This is a genomic window from Agromyces sp. H66 (assembly GCF_004959775.1).
In the GTDB taxonomy this organism is placed as follows: domain Bacteria; phylum Actinomycetota; class Actinomycetes; order Actinomycetales; family Microbacteriaceae; genus Agromyces.
On sequence record NZ_SJZG01000011.1, the window covers coordinates 39,148 to 57,635 of the forward strand.

19 protein-coding genes and 1 pseudogene are annotated in these 18,488 nt (G+C 71.3%); 5 read left to right on the plus strand and 15 right to left on the minus strand.

What is annotated here, in order from left to right; genetic code table 11:
• Nucleotides 1-24 precede the first annotated feature (24 nt).
• Complete coding sequence (locus EZM51_RS16320) at nt 25-966, minus strand: tetratricopeptide repeat protein (protein WP_136709371.1); 942 nt, start codon at nt 964-966, stop codon at nt 25-27.
• On the minus strand, nt 963-2,885 hold the full coding sequence (locus EZM51_RS16325; protein ID WP_136709372.1) for a hypothetical protein: 1,923 nt from the start codon (nt 2,883-2,885) through the stop codon (nt 963-965). Before EZM51_RS16325 ends, EZM51_RS16320 begins: the two co-directional genes overlap by 4 nt.
• Before the next feature lie 135 nt (nt 2,886-3,020).
• Here EZM51_RS16325 and EZM51_RS16330 point away from each other — a divergent pair, with 135 nt between their 5' ends.
• Complete coding sequence (locus EZM51_RS16330) at nt 3,021-4,637, plus strand: DivIVA domain-containing protein (protein ID WP_136709373.1); 1,617 nt, start codon at nt 3,021-3,023, stop codon at nt 4,635-4,637.
• A gap of 22 nt (nt 4,638-4,659) precedes the next feature.
• Nucleotides 4,660-5,724 (plus strand): AI-2E family transporter, encoded by a 1,065-nt coding sequence (locus EZM51_RS16335; RefSeq protein WP_136709374.1) that lies wholly within the window; start codon nt 4,660-4,662, stop codon nt 5,722-5,724.
• 43 nt (nt 5,725-5,767) lie between these two features.
• Here the strand turns inward: EZM51_RS16335 and EZM51_RS16340 are convergent, their stop codons facing one another.
• From EZM51_RS16340 to rpsB, 9 genes are all read right to left on the minus strand, one after another.
• Nucleotides 5,768-6,511, minus strand: coding sequence for an alpha/beta hydrolase (locus tag EZM51_RS16340; protein WP_211195958.1), 744 nt, complete (start codon nt 6,509-6,511; stop codon nt 5,768-5,770).
• The gene (locus EZM51_RS16345) at nt 6,508-6,816 is read right to left on the minus strand and encodes a hypothetical protein (protein ID WP_211195959.1); all 309 of its coding nucleotides are present in this window, start codon (nt 6,814-6,816) and stop codon (nt 6,508-6,510) included. Before EZM51_RS16345 ends, EZM51_RS16340 begins: the two co-directional genes overlap by 4 nt.
• Before the next feature lie 93 nt (nt 6,817-6,909).
• Entirely contained in the window at nt 6,910-7,560 is a 651-nt protein-coding gene (locus EZM51_RS16350; RefSeq protein ID WP_136709454.1) for a lytic transglycosylase domain-containing protein, read from the minus strand.
• 56 nt (nt 7,561-7,616) lie between these two features.
• On the minus strand, nt 7,617-8,171 hold the full coding sequence (locus EZM51_RS16355; protein ID WP_136709375.1) for a DivIVA domain-containing protein: 555 nt from the start codon (nt 8,169-8,171) through the stop codon (nt 7,617-7,619).
• Between the two features lie 20 nt (nt 8,172-8,191).
• Nucleotides 8,192-9,097, minus strand: coding sequence for a phosphatidate cytidylyltransferase (locus tag EZM51_RS16360; RefSeq protein WP_248305711.1), 906 nt, complete (start codon nt 9,095-9,097; stop codon nt 8,192-8,194).
• Between the two features lie 89 nt (nt 9,098-9,186).
• Entirely contained in the window at nt 9,187-9,741 is a 555-nt protein-coding gene (gene frr / locus EZM51_RS16365) for a ribosome recycling factor (protein WP_136709377.1), read from the minus strand.
• 33 nt (nt 9,742-9,774) lie between these two features.
• The gene (gene pyrH, locus EZM51_RS16370; RefSeq protein ID WP_136709378.1) at nt 9,775-10,506 is read right to left on the minus strand and encodes a UMP kinase; all 732 of its coding nucleotides are present in this window, start codon (nt 10,504-10,506) and stop codon (nt 9,775-9,777) included.
• A gap of 205 nt (nt 10,507-10,711) precedes the next feature.
• The gene (gene tsf, locus EZM51_RS16375) at nt 10,712-11,542 is read right to left on the minus strand and encodes a translation elongation factor Ts (protein WP_136709379.1); all 831 of its coding nucleotides are present in this window, start codon (nt 11,540-11,542) and stop codon (nt 10,712-10,714) included.
• A 43-nt stretch (nt 11,543-11,585) separates the two neighbouring features.
• On the minus strand, nt 11,586-12,515 hold the full coding sequence (gene rpsB / locus EZM51_RS16380) for a 30S ribosomal protein S2 (RefSeq protein ID WP_136709380.1): 930 nt from the start codon (nt 12,513-12,515) through the stop codon (nt 11,586-11,588).
• 263 nt (nt 12,516-12,778) lie between these two features.
• Here rpsB and EZM51_RS16385 point away from each other — a divergent pair, with 263 nt between their 5' ends.
• On the plus strand, nt 12,779-13,387 hold the full coding sequence (locus EZM51_RS16385) for a M23 family metallopeptidase (RefSeq protein ID WP_136709381.1): 609 nt from the start codon (nt 12,779-12,781) through the stop codon (nt 13,385-13,387).
• 1 nt (nt 13,388) lies between these two features.
• Here EZM51_RS16385 and EZM51_RS16390 read toward each other — a convergent pair whose 3' ends face one another.
• Nucleotides 13,389-14,324: a tyrosine recombinase XerC gene (locus EZM51_RS16390; RefSeq protein ID WP_136709382.1), complete on the minus strand. Its 936-nt coding sequence runs from the start codon at nt 14,322-14,324 to the stop codon at nt 13,389-13,391.
• Between the two features lie 7 nt (nt 14,325-14,331).
• Entirely contained in the window at nt 14,332-15,234 is a 903-nt protein-coding gene (locus EZM51_RS16395; protein WP_136709383.1) for a phosphodiesterase, read from the minus strand.
• A 67-nt stretch (nt 15,235-15,301) separates the two neighbouring features.
• Here EZM51_RS16395 and EZM51_RS16400 point away from each other — a divergent pair, with 67 nt between their 5' ends.
• Nucleotides 15,302-16,081 carry a TIGR01458 family HAD-type hydrolase gene (locus EZM51_RS16400; RefSeq protein WP_136709384.1) on the plus strand — a complete coding sequence of 260 codons (780 nt, stop codon included), beginning with the start codon at nt 15,302-15,304 and terminating at the stop codon, nt 16,079-16,081.
• A gap of 27 nt (nt 16,082-16,108) precedes the next feature.
• On the opposite strand, the gene EZM51_RS21265 is transcribed toward EZM51_RS16400, so the two are convergent.
• Together EZM51_RS21265 and EZM51_RS21270 are read right to left on the minus strand one after the other, a co-directional pair.
• Complete coding sequence (locus tag EZM51_RS21265; protein WP_282568152.1) at nt 16,109-16,402, minus strand: hypothetical protein; 294 nt, start codon at nt 16,400-16,402, stop codon at nt 16,109-16,111.
• Between the two features lie 36 nt (nt 16,403-16,438).
• A pseudogene (locus tag EZM51_RS21270) lies at nt 16,439-16,618 on the minus strand (DNA-processing protein DprA); the annotation flags it as partial.
• 14 nt (nt 16,619-16,632) lie between these two features.
• Here EZM51_RS21270 and EZM51_RS16410 point away from each other — a divergent pair.
• Complete coding sequence (locus tag EZM51_RS16410; RefSeq protein WP_136709385.1) at nt 16,633-18,075, plus strand: recombinase family protein; 1,443 nt, start codon at nt 16,633-16,635, stop codon at nt 18,073-18,075.
• Nucleotides 18,076-18,488: the final 413 nt, after the last annotated feature.

An 18,488-nucleotide genomic window follows, 5' to 3' on the forward strand; every position in this document is an offset into this window, starting at 1 on the left:
GGGTCGGCTCGCCGGCGCCGGACCTCAGAACAGCAGGTTGGTGAGCCGTCGACGGGCCGCGATGACGCGCGGATCCTCGGTGCCGGCGACCTCGAACAGCTCGACGAGGCGTTCGCGCACGCGCTTCTTGCCGTCGGCGTCGAGCTTCGGGAACAGCGTCAGCAGCCGGTCGAACGCGTCCTCGACGTGACCGCCCGAGAGGTCGAGGTCGGCCACGTCGAGCTGCGCATCGACATCGTCCGGGGCGGATGCCGCGGCGGCCCGGATCTCGTCGAGCGTCTTGCCCTGCAGGCGTGCGAGGAGGTTGACCTGGGCCAGGCCGGCCACGGCGAGCGCGTCGCGCGGATCCTGCGCGATCGCCGTTCGGTAGGCGGATGCCGCGGCGTCGAAGTCGCCGCGCTCGATCGCGTCGTACGCCTCCTGGTGGAGCGGCGGCAGGGGCGGCTCGGCCGGTTCGGCGGACTCGGCGCCGGGCTCCGCGCCGGTCTCGACCCGTCCGGACGCGCCGTGCTGCGCGGCGAGCTCGAGCAGCTGGTCGAACACCTGCCCGATCACCTCGTCGGGCTGGACCCCCGCGAACAGCGGCACGGGCTGGCCGGCCACCACCGCGACGACCATGGGAATGCCCTGGGCCTGGAACGCCTGCACGAGCTGAGGGCTGCGATCGGCATCGGCGGCGGCGAGCACGAGACGCCCCTCGCGCGCACGCACCAGCCGCTCGAGCGTGGCGACGAGCTGCGTCGACTGCTCGCTCCACGAGGCCCACAGCACGACGACGACCGGAACGGTGCGCGAGAGTTCGAGCACGGAGCCGAATGCCGCGTCATCCGTCTCGAACACGATCGCGTCGCCGCCGGCCGGCGCCTGCGTCGATTGCCCGTGCTGCGGGGTGGTCTGCGAACGTTGCACGAGCGCGGAGAGGTCGACGGCTCCGCGCAGTGCGCTCGGCGGGGTGGGGTCGGTCACGGTACCTCCGATGCTCCGATCAGGCTCTCGGACCAGCCGAGAAGGCGGATCTTCTCATCCGAGCCGACGCTCGGCACGTAGAACAGGAGCTGCACGCCGATGACGCGCTGCACGCCCTTCGCGCTCTTCTCGGTGAAGCCCGAGAGCGCGGCGCCCGGGGCGCCCTCCTGGAAGCCGATCGTACCGCCGTCGTTGGGCGCGACCTTCTCGGTCTGCTCGATCGACACGGTCACCAGCGCGCCCGAGTCGTTCGTGGCGAGGGCCACCGTCGGGCCGTCCCCGACGGCGTTCGAGAACGCGATGTCGGCCGTCTCGGGCAGGTCGGCGGCCGCGGCCGCCTGGCCGGTGACGCCGAGCTGCTCCTGCAGCACGTCGCCCTCGGGGTCGAAGAACTCGTAGTACTCGGATGCGTCGCCCAGCAGCAGCACGTCGGCGTAGGCCGCGGCGACCTGGCCGGGCAGCATCACGAGACCCTTGAACTCGGGCGAGATGAGCGGGGCGCCGATCGACGCGGGTGCCACCTCGGGCACGTCGGCGTCGGGCGCGAGCGACATGGCGTAGACGATCTTGTAGTTGTCGCGCGGCGTCGCCTGCTGCAGCACGAGCGCCGTCGGGGCGATCGTGGGGTCGGAGTTCTGCGCGATCGTGAGCACCGTGCGTCCGCTCGCGGGCCAGCCCGCCACCTGCTGGGGCAGCGTCAGGGTGAGCGGCGACGCCGGGACCGCCACGGGCGCGGCATGGTCGGGCAGGGTCGCCCGGATCGCGTAGTTGGCCAGCCTGGCCTCGAGTGCCGGGCCGTCGAAGCGCTGCGCGATGGCCTCGGCGTCGAGGGCCTTGTCGGCTTCGTCGGTGAAGACCGCGACGCGGCGCATGATGCGCTCCATCTGCGGCACGGTGACCGCGGGCTCCATGGCCTCGTCCTCTTCCTCGACGGGTGCGTCCGTGGGCGAGGGCGTCGACGTCGTCGCCGGAGCGGTCGACGGGGGTGCCTGGTCGAAGCTCGGCCAGTAGTCGGGCGAGCAGGCCGTCAGCGCGAGCGCGGGCACGGCGATCAACGGGACGAGGGCGATGCGCTTGGCCCGCCCGATGGCGCGGCGGCTCCCGCCCGTCACCTGGCTGCGACGGATCGAGGGCGGCTTGGGCGCGCTCGGGAGCTTTCCGCGCCGCCCGCCCGGGAGGTTGCGGCGCGGACCACGCGAGCGGCGGTGGTGCACGAAGCCCGAGATGAGCAGGGCGACGCCGACGAGGAACACGAGCGCGCCGCCGGCGATCAGCGGACCCGCCAGCGGGGTGGAGTTGTCGAGCGGCCAGGAGACCTCGAGGTCGGTGGGCGCGGGCGCCGTGCCGTCGCTCGCGAGCAGCACCGAGATGCCCTCGGGCACGTCGATCGTGGTGGTGAGGGATCGTTCGTCGGTGAACTCGTCGAGCCAGAGGTCGGATCCGGCCGGGGACGCCGCGGGGTCGGGCGTGGCCTCGGCCTCGGCCTCGGGGGTCGCCGGCGGGGTCGTCGGCGTCTCCGTGCCGGTCGAGCCGTCGTCGGCCACGGGTGCCCCCGTCACGACCTCGCTCGTGAGCGCCTCGGTCTCGGCGTCGTAGCGCACGGCGACGTACGGTTCGTCGCCGAGCCAGGCCTCGACGTCGGAAGCACGGCCGTACGCCAGGAACACCGTCTCGGAACCCGACACCGTCAGCGTCTGCTTGCCGGGGTAGGCGCCGAGCGCCTCGGGTTCGACGACGACGTAGGCCGCCTGCCCCTCGAACTCGCTTGAGAGCGTCACGCGATCGGGGTCGAGATAGACGGTGCGCTGGGCGATGCCGAACCCGATCATCACGGCCGCGGCGACGAAGGCCACGATGGCGAGGGCGAAGCGCACGAACAAACCTCCGGTGCCGCCGGCGGCGGCTTCGAACAAAGACATTCCACACTACCGGCGGTGTCTGGGAGTCTCCTAACCACAGCCTGTGGGCAGCGTGCACGAGGAGTCGCCCGTGCCCGTACAATCGACACATCCCGCATGAGCCCCCACGAACGCGGGACAGAGCCCGGAGGAAGAATGGCCGTCGAAGAGACCGAGTTCACGCAGGTGTTCCGCGGATACGACAAGGATGAAGTCGACAAGAGCCTCAACGGGCTCCGACGCGACATCATCAACGCGAACAACCAGCTCGCCGAGCAGGCCAAGGAGAACAAGCGTCTCCTCGCCCGCATCGACGAACTCACCGCAGAGCTCGAGGAGGTCGGCAGCCCGACGTTCTCCGGACTCGGCACCAAGCTCGAGAACACGCTTCGCGTGGCCGAAGAGCAGTCGACGCGCCTCATCGCGCAGGCCGACATCGACGCCGAGAAGCTCCGCCGGGCCGCCGAGGACGAGGCGCACCTCATGCGTTCCGACGCGCACGAGGTCGCCGAGCGCACCCTCAGCGAGGCCCGCTCCCAGGCCAACCGCGTGCTCGAGAACGCGCGGGCCGAGGCCGACGACATGGTCTCCCGCGCGCACGAGGCGAGCGAGCAGCTCCGCCAGGAGGCCGCTCGCGACGCCGCCGCGATCCGCGGCGCCGTGGCCACCGAGTCCGCCGAGCTCCGGTCGAGCGCCAAGCGCGAGGCGGCGGCCACCGTCGCGGCGGCCGAGCGCAAGGCGTCCGAGATCCTCGTCGCCGCGAACACCGAGGCCAACGAGGCCCGGGCCACCGCCGCCGGCCTCGCCCAGGAGACCGAGCAGACGCGAGCCGAGGTCGCGATCGAGCTCGACCGTGCCCGGGCCGAGCTCGCGAAGGAGACCGAGCAGGCCCGCATCGACCTGGCCCGCGAGACCGAGCAGGCGCGACTCGACCTCGAGCGCGAGACCGCCGAGGCACGCGCCGGCATCGAGGCCGAGATCGCCGAGCGGCGCGCCGCCCTCGTGCACGAGCTCGAGCAGGCCCGCACCGACCTCGATCGCGAGCTCGAGGCCAGCCGTGAGGAGCTCGCGCAGCAGAAGGAGCAGGCCAAGGTCGACCGCGAGCGCGAGGCGGAGGCCGCGCGCCTCAAGCTGCAGCACGAGCTCGAGCGCATCCGCGCCAAGCACGCCGCCGACCTCGACCAGATGCGTGCCGACCTCGCCCTCGAGCAGGAGCAGGCGCGCGCCGACTTCGAGGCCGAGGCCGAGCAGGCCCGTATCGACCTCGACAACCAGTTGACCTCGATGCGCAAGAAGACCACCCACGAGGTCAACCGGATGCGTCGCGAGATCGAGAAGGCCCACCTCGACCTCGAGGCCGAACTCACCCGCAAGCGCGACGAGGCCGAGCAGGAGATGCTCACGGCGCACCAGGAGGCCGCCGCGCAGACGCAGAAGTTCCTCGACGACGCCAACGCCGAACTCGCCGAGGCCGTGGCCCGCACGGCCGAGAGCCGCGCCGAGGCCGAGCGACTCGAGACGAAGGTTCGCACCGAGATCGCCGCCGTCCGCGACCGGGCCGACGAGGAGGCGCGCGAGCGCATCTCCGCGGCGCACGACCAGGCCCGCAAGCTCATCGCCGACGCCGAGGAGCGCACGCGTGCCCTCGTCGCCGACGCCGAGGACCGCCTCTCGCAGATCAAGATCGAGCGCGATGCGGTGGCCGGTTACTTCGAGAGCCTGCGCGGCGTGCTGACGCAGGCCGAGCAGGTGGCCGCGGAGTCGCGCCGCTAGTCCGGGCGACCCGCGTCAGCCGATGAAGATCCAGAACGCGTTCCGAATCGGACTCGTCGGAACGCTCGGGGTCGGCGTCGGCCTGCTCATCCTCACGTCCATCGCGACCCTGTCGACGATCATCGCGTACGTCGGCGCGGCACTCTTCCTGGCCCTCGGCCTCGACCCGGCGATCAGCTGGCTCGAGCGCCGGGGGCTTCCGCGTTGGGCGGCGATCGTCATCGTCATGACCGGTGTCGGCCTCCTGCTCGCCGCGCTGGTGCTCGCGGTGGTGCCGATCATCGTCGACCAGGTGGGCCAGCTCGTCGAGGAGATCCCGGCCATCTTCCGGCGGGTGAGCAGCTTCGAGTGGGTGGAGTCGCTCGAGGAGCAGTTCCCGCAGCTCGCGATCAGCGACCTGCAGCAGCAGGTGTCGGCGGCGATCACCGATTTCTTCACCAACCCCGAGAAGCTGAGCGAGCTCGCGGGCGGCGTACTGCAGGTGGCGATCGCCTTCGGCACGGGCCTGTTCGCGGTCGTGATCGTGCTCATCCTCACGCTCTACTTCGCGGCATCCCTCAACAGCATGAAGCGCGCGAGCTACCAGCTCGTGCCCGCCTCGAAGCGCGCGCGGTTCGCCGACCTGACCGAGCAGATCACCCAGTCGGTGGGGCGTTACGTGCTCGGCCAGGTGTCGCTCGCCGCCGTGAACGGCATCCTGAGCTTCATCTTCCTCTCGATCATCAAGGCGCCGTTCCCGGCCGTCCTGGCCTTCCTCGCGTTCCTGTTCTCGCTCGTGCCGCTGGTCGGCACCCTCTCGGGCTCGGTGCTGATCGTGCTGGTGTGCCTCATCCCGGGCCTCGGTTCCCCGCTCACGGCGCTCGTCGCCGCGATCTACTACCTGATCTACATGCAGGTCGAGGCGTACTTCCTGAGCCCGCGCATCATGACCCGCGCCGTGAAGGTGCCCGGTGCGCTCGTCGTGGTCGCGGCCCTCGCGGGCGGATCGCTCCTCGGCATCCTCGGCGCGCTCATCGCCATCCCGTTCGCGGCGTCGATGCTGCTCATCATCAAGCAGGTCGTGATCCCGCGCCAGAACGAGCTCTGATCCCGCGCTCGACGCAGGCTCGGCCGAGCCCGTCGGCCGGTGCTCACCCGGTGGCGGATGCCGCGGGCCAGGTGGTCGGCAACGGCAGCGCCGACGGATTGACGGCCGCGACGATCTCCTCGAGCACCCGGCGGGTCTGCGACTCGCCGACCCAGAGGTGCTTGCCGCCCGCCACGTCGATGCGGCGCACGCGCGGCAGCACTGCGAATCGCTCGGCAGCGGCATCGGGCTTCAGGAAGTCGTCGTGCTCGGGGATGAGGGCGACGATGGGCGCCGACGAGGCGTTCCAGCGACGGAGTTCCTCCTCGCTCGTGCGGTGCAGCGGCGGCGAGAGCAGCACGGCCCCGGCGATGCCGTGCTCGAGCCCGTACTTGAGCGCGAGCTCGGTGCCGAACGACCAGCCCACCAGCCAGGGGTTCGGCAGGCCGCGCTCGGCGACGAACGCCATCGCGGCCGCGACATCCGCCCGCTCCTCGATGCCCTCGCCGAACGAGCCCTCGCTCGTGCCGCGCGGCGAGGTGGTGCCGCGGGTGTTGAACCGCAGCACCGCCAGGTCGGCCAGGGCGGGCAACCGGGCGGCCGCCTTCCGCAGGATGTGGGAATCCATGAACCCGCCGGCGGTCGGCAGCGGATGCAGCGTCACGAGCGTGGCGACCGGCGGCCGGTCGACCGGCGTGGCCAGCTCCCCCACGAGCGTGAGCCCGTCGGCGGTGTGCAGCTCGATCTCCTCGCGGAGCGCCGGCAGCTCGACGCCGGCCCTGATCTCGACCTGGTTCTCGTGGTTCACGGGGTGACGATCCTCCAGCAGTGGGTGTGCCAATGGCGGCGGGCGGCCAGGTCGGCGGCGTCGCCGAGCACGCCGTCGGCACGCCACACCACGAGGTGGGCGATGCCGGGCGCCACCTCGAGTCCGCAGCCGGGGCAGAGATACGCCTTCACGGCCTGCAACTCGGAGACGGGCTGGACGTTCCATTCGCGTCCGCCGCGGACCTCGGTGCGTCGCCAGCCGGCCGTCATGCGCTCGACGTCGAGTTCGGGATGCGGCTCACGCGCCCGGGCCGCACGTCCCCGGGATCGGTTCGAGCGCGCCATGGTTCCAGTCTAGGGTCGCCGATCGGTGGCTCGAGGCATCCGTTCGATGCCTCCCGCTGCGGCCGACTGCGGGCCGCACGGCCGGCCGTCGGCTCAATACCAGCCGACGTCCTGCGAGTGCGCCCAGGCGCCGCAGGGCGAGCCGTAGCGGCCCTGGATGTAGCCGAGGCCCCATTCGATCTGGGTCGCGGCGTTCGTCTCCCAGTCGGCGCCGGCGGTCGCCATCTTGGAACCCGGCAGCGCCTGCGGGATGCCGTACGCTCCGCTCGAGGCGTTGTAGGCGTTCACCCGCCAACCCGACTCCTTGTTCCAGAGCGCGACGAGGCAGTCGAACTCCGTCGACGGCCAGCCGCGCGCGGCCACCGCGCCGGCGGCGTACGCCTGCGCCGAACCCGGATCGGGGGTGATGGCGGGTGGCGCCCACCCGCTGTCGGAGGACGTCGAGGCGGGCGCGAGTCGCACCTCGGGCTTCTTCTCGACGACGTATCCCTCGCGGGCGACGCCCATGGTGTAGTCGCCCTCGACGTCGTACGCCTGCACCTCGGCACCGCCGAACCGATCGCCATCGTGGGCGTAGTCGGAGGAGGCGGTGGCGCCCGAGAAGGGGTCGACGACGTTCACGAGGAGGAAGCTGACCGAGGCGGCGAAGGCGAAGAGCACGATGGCCGCCTGCTTGACCGGACCCCGCGTACTGGAGCCCCTCGTGTGCGGTCGCACGGCGACGGTCGCCTCGTTCGTTCCCATGTGCCTGCCCACGATGCGTCGAGTGTATCCGAGCCGTCGCGACCTCGTCGAACGGCTCACCGAACCGCGAGCATGACGTCGACGACGGCGTCGAGCACGAGGTCGACCTGGGACTCGCGGTAGCCGCCGCGCTGCGTGGTGAACACCACCGTGCGCACGTCGTCGATCGAGATCGGCCATCCGTCGCGGAAGTATCGGGTGAGCTTGTCGGCGAACCGGTCGACCTCGCGCACGCGGTACCCGAGGGCGAGCGGGCTCACCCGGTCGAAGCGTTCGCCCTCGGGCCGGGCGAGCCGGTTCGTGATCACCTGGGCGGTCGTGCGCGCATCGGCGAGCCACGCCTCGGTGCCGTGCAGCCGAGCGGCCACCTGGCGTTCCTCGGCGGCGAACGCGTCCTCCAGGCGCTCGAGCGCGGCATCCACGTGCGCGGTGGAGTACCCGCCCTTCTGCATCGCGAAGGCGGTCAGCCGGATCCGCTCGGAGCTGAGCGGCGGATCGCCGGGGCGAGCTGTTCCGTCGTACGCTCGACGGGCGACCTGCAGGAACTCCTCGACCTGTTCGACGTTGTACCCGAGGTGAGGCTTTCGCGCGCGGGGGAAGGTGGCATCCACCGGACCATTATCCCGGACGCTCAGCCGAAGATCTGGAACGCCACGAACGCGACGGCGGCCGAGGGCAGGATCGAGTCGAGCCGATCGAGGAAGCCGCCGTGCCCCGGCAGCCACGAACTCATGTCCTTGATGCCGATATCCCGCTTCACGAGCGACTCGGCGAGGTCGCCCAGCGTGGCGGTGAGGAAGATCGCCGCGCCGAAGACGAGCCCGAACCACCACGTGTTGCCGAGCATGAGCGTGGAGAGCAGCACGCCCGCGATGAGACTCGCCGCCGCTCCCCCGGCGAAGCCCTCCCACGTCTTCTTCGGACTGATCACGGGGGCCATCGGGTGCTTGCCGAACAGGAGCCCCGACGCGTACGCCCCCGTGTCCGCCGCCACGGCCGTGACGATGAAGGCGAGCGTCCACCACTGTCCGCCCTCGGCCGCCGTGAGGACGACGGCGAAGGTCGCGAGGAACGTGACGTACCCCTGGACGAACGCGCCCGCGATGAGGTCACGGAGGAGGCTCGGACCCGTGCGACGCAGGCTCGGAACCAACTGCTCGCCCACCCGCCAGAGGCTGACCACGCCGATGCCGATGATCACGGCGAGGAGTTGCCCGCCGGCGCCGCCGTAGTAGGCCGCCGGCACCGCCGCGACCGCGACCGCGACGGTCGGGATGCGGGGCACGCGGTAGTCGTCCTTGCGCAGCGCCTGTGCGAGCTCGTAGCTCGCGAACCCCGCGAGCAGCACCGCGAAGAGCATGAACAGCTCTTTGATCACGAGGAGGCTGAGGAGCAGCGCCCCGCCGAACACGAGGCCGATGAGGATCGCGAGGATCAGGTTGCGACCGGTGCGCGCCTGGATCTTCTCCTGCGCCTGGTCGAACTGCGCCTTCGAGGCCTCGAGCTGCCGTTCGAGGTCGGCCTTCCGTGCATGCACCTGCGCACGGAAGTCTTCACGCGCGGTTCGGTCGTGCCCCCCGGCGTCCGACTGATCCTCCCTTGGGACGCCCGACATCGTGTGCCCCCTCAGACCTCGAGGAGTTCGGCTTCCTTGCGCTTGAGCGCATCGTCGATCGCGTCGACGTTGGCCTTCGTGATGTGCTCGAGCTCCTTCTCGCCGCGCGCCACCTCGTCGTCGCCGACCTCGCCCTTGAGGGCGTCGAGGTCGTCCTTCGCCTTGCGACGGATGTTGCGCACCGAGACCTTGGCGTCCTCCGCCTTGGAGCGCACGATCTTCACGAACTCCTTGCGGCGCTCCTCGGTGAGCTCGGGGAGCGTCACGCGGATGATGTTGCCGTCGTTCGAGGGGTTCGCACCGAGGTTTGGCGTATCGCGGATCGCCTGCTCGATGTCGCGCAGCGCGCCCTTGTCGTAGGGCGTCACCACGAGCGTGCGAGCCTCGGGGTTCTGCAGCGAGGCGAGCTGCGACAGTGGCGTCGGCGTGCCGTAGTAGCTCACCATGATCTTCTGGAACAGCTGGGGGTTCGCCCGGCCCGTGCGCACGGTCGCGAAGTCATCCTTGGCGACTTCGACGGCCTTGTGCATTCGTGCGGTGGCATCGGAAAGTACATCCGCGATCACGGGGGCTCCTTTTCGGTTCGCTATCGGGACAGTCTACCGAGTTGACGCCGGCACGCCGTTGCTCACCACGGTGCCGAGTTCGGCGCCGAGGATGGCGGCCGTGACGTTGCCGCTCGGCTCCATGCCGAAGACCTGCATCGGCATCCCGTTGTCCATGCAGAGGCTGAACGCCGTCGAGTCGACCACCTTGAGGCCGCGCTGCAGCGCCTCCTGGTAGCTGATCCGGTCGATCTTGTGGGCGTCGGGGTTGGTGCGGGGGTCGTCGGAGTACACGCCGTCGACCCCATTCTTCGCGACGAGCACGACGTCGGCGCCGATCTCCAGCGCACGCTGTGCGGCGACCGTGTCGGTCGAGAAGTACGGCAGCCCCGCGCCGGCGCCGAAGATGACGACACGACCCTTCTCGAGGTGTCGCTCCGCACGCCGCGGGATGTACGGCTCGGCGACCTGCGTCATCGAGATCGCCGACTGCACGCGCGTCTCGGCACCCGCCTGCTCCAGGAAGTCCTGCAGCGCGAGCGAGTTCATCACGGTGCCCAGCATGCCCATGTAGTCGGCGCGTCCGCGGTCCATGCCGCGCTGCGAGAGCTCGGCGCCCCGGAAGAAGTTGCCGCCGCCGACGACGATCGCGACCTCGACGGTGCGCGCGGCATCCGCGATCTCCTTGGCCAGCGCGGCCACGACGTCGGGATTGACGCCGAGCGCCCCGCCGCCGAACGCCTCGCCCGACAGCTTCAGCAGCACCCTTCGCTTGCGTTCCGTCATCCTCGACCCGTCCCTTCGTGCCCGTCTCAAAACTAGTTGGCTCACCGACCTCGGCGTAGTCGCCGGTGCCGGATGTCGCGCGGCGACCATCGATGCCCGTGCACGTCGCGGCGGCATCCGCTCGAGCCGGCTCCGTGCGCGGAGCCGTCCACGCACGGAAAAGGGAGTCCGGATCGCTTGCGCGAACCGGACTCCCTCACCTGAGCTAGGCGCCGACCTTGAAGCGAGCGAAGTCGCTCACCGAGAGGCCCGCGTCCTCGACGACCTTGCGCACCGAGAGCTTGTTGTCCTTGGCGTAGTCCTGCTCGAGGAGCGCGACCTGCTTGAAGTAGGCGCCGAGGCGACCCTCGATGATCTTCGGGAGGGCGGCCTCGGGCTTGCCCTCCTCGCGCGAGATCTGCTCCACGATCGCGCGCTCCTTCTCGACCGACTCGGCCGGGACGTCGTCGCGCGAGAGGTACTCGGGGTCGGCGAAGGAGATGTGCTGCGCGATGCTGCGCGCCGTGTCGGCGTCGTCGCCCGCGTAGCCGAGCACGACGCCGACCTGCGGCGGCAGGTCCTTCGACGTCTTGTGCAGGTAGATCGCGAAGTGCTCGCCCTTCACGAGGCGGATGCGACGCAGCTCGACCTTCTCGCCGAGGATCGCGGCCTCCTCGCTGATCACGTCGGCGACGGTCTTGCCGTCGGCCGGCGCGGCCAGGGCGGCCTCGACGGTCTCGGCGCGTGCGGCCGCCACGGCGGCGAGCACGCGCTCGGCGAGCGCGACGAACTTGTCGCCCTTGGCGACGAAGTCGGTCTCGCAGGCGAGCTCGATGAGGGTGCCGGTGCCGTCGCCGTTGTCGACGGCGGCGACGAGGCCCTCGGCGGTGGAGCGGTCGGCGCGCTTGGCGTTGCCCTTCGCGCCCTTCAGGCGGAGGATCTCGACCGCCTTCTCGAGGTCGCCGTCGGCCTCGACGAGCGCGTTCTTGGTGTCGACCATGCCGGTGCCGAGGCGCTCGCGCAGGGTCTTGACGTCTTCGAGGGTGAAGTTGGCCATGTTGTGGAAGTCTCCTGGACTCGTGGTCGTGTGTGGAGTGGTCTTACTTGGTCTCGGCGGCGGCGGCGCCCGCGGCGTCGGCCTCGGACTCGGTCGCGGCCTCCGCGGTGGCATCCGCCGACACCACGTCGACGACCTCGGCGACCTCGGCGGCCTCGGCGGTCGCCTCGTCGACCTTTGCGGTCTCGGCGGACGACTGCTCGGGCGTCTGCGCCTGGAGGAGCTCCTGCTCCCACTCGGCGAGCGGCTCGACGGCCGACACGTTGCCCTCGGCCTCGGGCTTCTGGTGGCGCTCGATGAGGCCCTCGGCGGCGGCGTCGGCGATGATGCGGGTGAGCAGGCTCACCGAGCGGATCGCGTCGTCGTTGCCCGGGATGGGGTACTGCACCTCGTCGGGATCGCAGTTCGTGTCGAGGATGCCGATCACGGGGATGCCGAGCTTCTTGGCCTCGTCGATCGCGAGGTGCTCCTTCTTGGTGTCGACCACCCAGAGCGCCGACGGGGTCTTCGACAGGTTGCGGATGCCGCCGAGCGACTTGTGCAGCTTGTCGAGCTCGCGCTTCTTGATGAGCAGCTCCTTCTTCGTGAAGCCGCTCGTGGTGCCCTCGAAGTCGAGTTCCTCGAGCTCCTTCATGCGCGCGAGGCGCTTGGAGACCGTGGCGAAGTTCGTGAGGAGGCCGCCGAGCCAACGCTGGTTCACGTAGGGCTGGCCGACACGGGTCGCCTGCTCGGCGATGGACTCCTGGGCCTGCTTCTTCGTGCCGACGAAGAGGATGGTGCCGCCGTGGGCGACCGTCTCCTTGACGAAGTCGTACGCCTTGTCGATGTAGGCGAGCGACTGCTGCAGGTCGATGATGTAGATGCCGGAACGCTCGGTGAAGATGAAGCGCTTCATCTTCGGGTTCCAACGGCGGGTCTGGTGCCCGAAGTGCACGCCGCTGTCGAGCAGCTGGCGAATGGTGACGACGGCCATGAGCCGTACTCCTTCTGTTCTCAGTTGTCGCTCCGACCGGCGGCCGGAAGCCCTGGTGCCCGGCACGGCTCCGCCCGGCTCGTGCGAGTGGGACTGAGTGGAGTCGTCGGCCGAAATGGCACGCGTAGTCGCCCCGGCAGGCCGAGGCGCTCTCGACACTCTACCACCGGCACCGGTCCTCCCCAACCGCGGTGCGGCGCCTCCAGCGCACAGTCCGGACGGAATCGGTGAACGGATGCCGCGGGCACGGCGAGCATCGACGCATGCTCGCTTCCCGCCCTCTGGTTCCCCCGTCACGCCGCCGCCGCGGGCGCCCCGCCCGGCGCGGCCGCCACGCGACGCTCGTGGTCGTGGCATCCGCCCTGCTGCTCGCAGCCTCCGTCGCAGCCGTGCTGCTGATGCCGGCGGCGGCGAACGCCGGCCCGCCGAGGTCGGTGGTCGCCGAGCCGCCCGAGCCGTCCGCCCCGTGGGAGTGGCCGATCGCGCCGCCGATCGCCGTGGTGGCGCCGTTCCGGGCGCCGCCCACCCCGTACTCGGCCGGTCACCGCGGCATCGACATCACCGCGGAATCCGGCGACCCGGTGGTCGCACCGGCGGCCGGCGTCATCCGATTCGCGGGGCCGGTGGCCGGGCGGGGCGTCGTGTCGATCGATCACGGCGACGGCGTGCTGAGTGCGATCGAGCCGGTCGACGCCACCGTGGCGGCCGGAACGGAGGTGGCCCCCGGTGACGTCGTGGGCGCCGTGGCATCCGGCGGTCACTGCGACGCGGTGTGCGTGCACTTCGGCGTGCGGGTCGACGGCGAGTACGTGTCGCCGTTCCTGTTCCTCGGCGGGCTGCCGCGCGCGGTGCTGCTGCCGATGGGTCCGTGACTCAGGCGCGCGGATGCGCGGTGCGGTAGCTCTGCTTGAGCCGCTCCGCCGAGACATGCGTGTAGATCTGCGTCGTGCCGAGGCTCGCGTGCCCGAGGAACTCCTGCACGGCGCGCAGGTCGGCGCCGCCGTCGAGCAGGTGCGTCGCCGCGCTGTGGCGCAGCGCGTGTGGCCCGCTGGGGCCTGCGCCCGGAATCGACGAGAGCATCGAGGCGATCAGGCGGTGCACGCTCCGCACGCCGAGTCGGCCACCGCGCGCGCCGAGGAACACCGCCGAAGCGGCCGGTGCACCGGTGTTCGCGCGATGCTCCTCCGCGGCCGCGAGGATCTGCGGGCGCGCCACTTCCAGGTATCGGTCGAGCGCCCGGGCGGCCGGGGCACCGTACGGCACCACGCGTTCCTTGGCGCCCTTGCCCGTCACGCGCACCGTGCGGCGCCGTCGGTCGAGGTCGGCGAGATCGAGTCCGACGAGTTCCGAGACGCGCAGCGCCGACGCGTACAGCAGTTCCGCGATGGCGGCGTCGCGCACGGCGACCGGGTCACCGCCTGCCGCGCGATCGGCGAGCGCGGCGAGCGCATCGGCGAGCGCCCGTTCGGTGACGACCCGCGGCAGCGTGCGTTGCGCACGAGGCGCCTTGAGTCGCACGCCGGGGTCTGCGGCGATCACGCCGCGTCGAAGCATCCACGCCGTGAAGCCGCGGGCGGAGGCCGCTCGCCGGGCGATGCTCGCGCGGGCCAGTCCACGCTCCGTCGCCGTCCACAGCCAGTCGCGCAGCAGCGCCAGGTCGAGGCGCGCGGGCTCGCCCACGCCGCGCCCGTCCGCGAAGTCGACGAGCTCGACGAGGTCGGCGCGGTAGGCCGCGACGGTGTGGTCGGAGTACCCGCGCTCGGTGCGTACATGCGCGAGGTACTCGTCGACCATCCCGTCGAGGTTCATGACGGGCTCACGGCCCCGGCGGCCGCTTGCGCGAGAACCGATCGAGCCGTTCCTCGGGCGTGAGCCGCTCGAGTTCGGCGAGGAACTCGGCGCCGAAGCTCGTCACGAGCGGGAAGGGCCCGACCGGCACCACCGACGTCACGATCGAGTCGTCGTAGACGTGCACGAGCGTGAACGAGCGGCCGCCGTCGAGTCCCACGAGTTCACCGGGCGGTGCGGAGAGATCCATCGTGTAGGCGGTCGCGCCCGCGACCGACACGGGGATGCCGGCGAACATGCCGCTGGTGGCGTAGTGCAGGTGACCGCCGAGGATCATCCGCACGTCGCGTCCGCGCACGATGTCGGCGAGCTCGTCCTGGTCGCGGAGTTCGAGCACGTCCATGAGCGCGAGCGGCGTCGCGATGGGCGCATGGTGCATGGCGATCAGGGTGCCCTCGGGTGCGGGATCGGCGAGCACCGCGTCCAGCCAGGCGAGGGATGCCGCGTCGAGCGCGCCGTGGTGGTAGCCGGGCACGCTCGTGTCGAGCGCGATGATGCGGAGTCCGCCGACCTGCGTGACCTGGTGCACCGGCTGGTCGGTGGCGGGCTCGTCGAGGAGCTCGGACCGGAACACCGCGCGCTCGTCGTGATTGCCCATGACCCATATGAGTTCGGCGCCCGTCTCTGCGGCCAGCGGTTCGAGGGCGGCCCGCACGCGCCGGTACGCGTCGGGTTCGCCGAGGTCCGTGACGTCGCCGGTCACGACGATCGCGTCGAGGGTGCCGTCGAGCCGAGCCAGTTGGCGCGTCGTGCGTTCGAGCGCCGTGACGGTGTCGGCCACGCCGCCGAGTGGGGCGCCGGCAGCGAGCAGGTGCGTGTCGCTCACGTGGGCCACGACATGTCGGGCCGAGGGATATCGTCCGAGCTGCATCCGGGCCTCCTCGCGCTCTGGCGTCCTCGCCCAGCATAGGGTCGCGTTCGGCGTGCATGATGGAGGCATGGCGGGTGTCCTGCTGGATCTCGACGGTGTCGTCTACGTGGGCGACGAGGCGGTGCCCGGTGCCGCCGAGGCGGTTTCGTGGCTCGCGCGCGAGGGCATTGCGCATCGCTATCTGACGAACACCACCTCGCGTCCGCGGAGCGCAATCGTCGAGAAGCTTGCGCGCATGGGCATCACCGCGGACGCCTCGAGCATCCTTACGCCCGGCGTCGTCGCGGCGGCGTGGTTGCGTCGGGAGGGCGTCGAACGCCCGGCGCTGTTCGTGCCGGACGCCACGTCGGCCGAGTTCGCGGGCCTGGAACCGCTGCCCGTCTCGGCCGAGGAGGGCGCCGACGCCGTCATGGTCGGTGACCTCGGGAGCGGATGGGACTTCGCGACGCTCAATCGTGCGTTCCGCCTGCTGATGGCCGACCCCGGCGCCCCGCTGGTCGCGCTCGGCCTGACCAGGTATTGGCGCGCCGACGACGGCCTGCGTCTCGACGCCGGCGCGTACGTGCGCGCCCTCGAGTACGCGAGCGGCCGGGAGGCGGTGGTGCTCGGAAAGCCCGACCCGGCGTTCTACCGCACGGCCGTCGACGACCTGAACCTCGCTCCCGACCAGGCTGTGATGGTCGGCGACGACGTTCTCACCGACGTCGAGGGCGCCCAACGCGCGGGTCTCGTCGGCGTGCTGGTGCGCACCGGCAAGTTCACCGAGGCCGACCTCGCAAGCGAGGTCACGCCCGACGCCGTGCTCGACTCGATCGCCGACCTGCCGCGCTGGTGGTCGGAGCGCTGACTCGACTGACGTCCGTCGACACAGCATTCACCCCTTCGACCGCCGGATCCAGCCGTCGTCGCGACGCATCGCGACGCCGTGGAGCTCGAGCGGCCCGAGCACGCCCATGACCTCGCGCACCGACATGCCCGAGCGGCGCGCGATCTCGTCGATGCTGCGCGGACTCCGAGTGCTCAGTGCATCGGTGACTCGCAGTACGTCGGGTGAGGGCGCCGCGACATCCTGATCCAGATCCGCGGGACCCCCGCGGCGCCTCGCCCCGTTCGGACGCACATCGCCACGGGCGCGCACCGGCTCTCCCCCGCCCGCGAGCTCCGCCATCTGCTCGGCGTCGACGACGCACACGGCGTCGTACTCCCGGAACAGTCGATGGCACCCCGCCGAGGCCGGGCTCGTCACGGGTCCGGGGACGGCGCCGAGTGGCCGGCCGAGCTCTGCGGCGTGCCCGGCGGTGTTGATCGAGCCCGAGCGCAGGCCCGCCTCGAGCACGACCGTGGCATCGGACGCCGCGGCAATGAGCCTGTTGCGTTGGCGAAACCTACGATAAGTACATGACCGCTTTGACCTCCCCCTCCGCCCGCGTCGCGATCTATGCCCGCCAGTCCGAAGACGTCCGCGAAGGCATCGACCGCCAGATTGAGCGCTGCGAGGCCCTCGCCGCCGTCCGCGGCTACGACGTCGTCGCCCGCTACCGCGACAACGACACATCGGCCTTCAAGCAGCGCGGCGAAGGCACGGAATGGGCCCGGATGCTCGCCGCCCTTCGCCGCGGCGAGGCCGAGATCGTGGTCGCCGTCGACCTCGACCGCCTCCTCCGCGACCCCCGCGACCTCGCGACGATCATCGACACCGGGGCCCGCCTCCTCACCGTCGACGGCGAGATCGACCTCACGACCGCCGACGGCGAATTCCGCGCCTCCATGCTCGCCTCGCTGGCCCGCTTCGAGGTCCGCCGCAAGTCCGAGCGCCAGCGCCGCGCCAACGAGGCCCGCGCCGCGAAGGGCCGCCCGACGCCCGGCCGCCGCCGCTACGGCTACGAGGTCGACGGCGTCACCCCTCGCGAAGCCGAGGCCGCCGTCGTCCGGCGCATGTTCCAGCACGTCGCCGAGGGCGGCTCGCTCCGCTCCCTCGCGCTCGCACTCACCGCCGAGGGCGTCGACCCCGCGCCCGGCCGCTCGTGGTCGACCGGCCGCGTCCGCTACATCCTGACGAACCCCGCCTACGGCGGATCCGTCCACCGCTTCGGCGAGGCCCTCCCCTCCGAGATCGTCGAGCCGATCGTCGCCCCGGCGCTCGCTGAGGAGGTCCGCGCAATCCTCGCCGACGAGAAGCGCCGCGTGACACCCGGCCCGACTCCCCGCTACCTCGCCTCGGGCCTCGTGAGTTGCGGCATCTGCGGCGGCCGAATCTTCAACCTCGCGAAGGCTTACCGCTGCAAGGCCGACAGCTCGCACCCGACGATCAAGCGCGAGCTCCTCGACGACCGCCTCCGCCGCGAGGTCGCCCTTGCCTTCCTGACGACGGCCCGCGACCTCCTCCCCGGCCAGCGATCCGCCGAGCTCGCCCCGCTCCTCGACGAGCTCCGCCGCAACGATGCCGCCGCCGCCGCAACGGCCGCCGACCGCGACGAGGGCCTCCTCTCGCCGACCGCCGCCCGAGAGCGCCTCGTCTCCCTCCGCGACGCCCGCCTCTCGATCGAGGCGAAGCTCGACGCCGCGCGCGTGGAGCGCTCGGCCTCCTCGGCGCTCGCCGACGTCGCCGCCGACCTCCTCGGCGACGCCGACAGCGTCCCTCTCGGCGACGTCTTCGGCCCCATGGCGGACGAGGTCGCCGCCCGCTTCGCCGACCTCGATATCGACCGCCAGCGCGACACGGTCCGCGGCCTCCTGTCGGTCGAGCTTTACCCCGGCCGCGATCCTCGACGCGTCCGCGTCTGGCACCTGATCGCAACGCACCTGAACCCCGACGCCGTCGAAGACTACGACGCCGTCTAGACCCCACCCCCGAAGGCCGCCGACCGCGTTTACACGCCCTCCGGCGGCCTTCGTCATGCCCGGCGCGACACGCCGATGCACAGGATTCCTGCGACTTTCGACCGCTGATTCGCCGTGCTCGTTGCGTCGCAGTACAGGCGGACGCAATTGAATTGTGTCTCCTGACGATCCCACGCCAAACGGCCATGAAACGTGCCGTACTGCTGGCCCTCTCCTCCTGTGGAGGGGTAGTCCGCGTAGTCCTGGCCCTCTCCTCCTGTGAGCCCCCTAGGGCCCATTCGCCCGCCCTCGCGGCGGGCCTTTTTCTTCGCGGTCAACCTGTGACCGCCAAAGACTCGCGACCGTCGCCAATGACGCCGACGGCCCGCGAGGGCGCGCCGTTTGTAATGAGGTTCCCGGCGCGCGAACTGCAT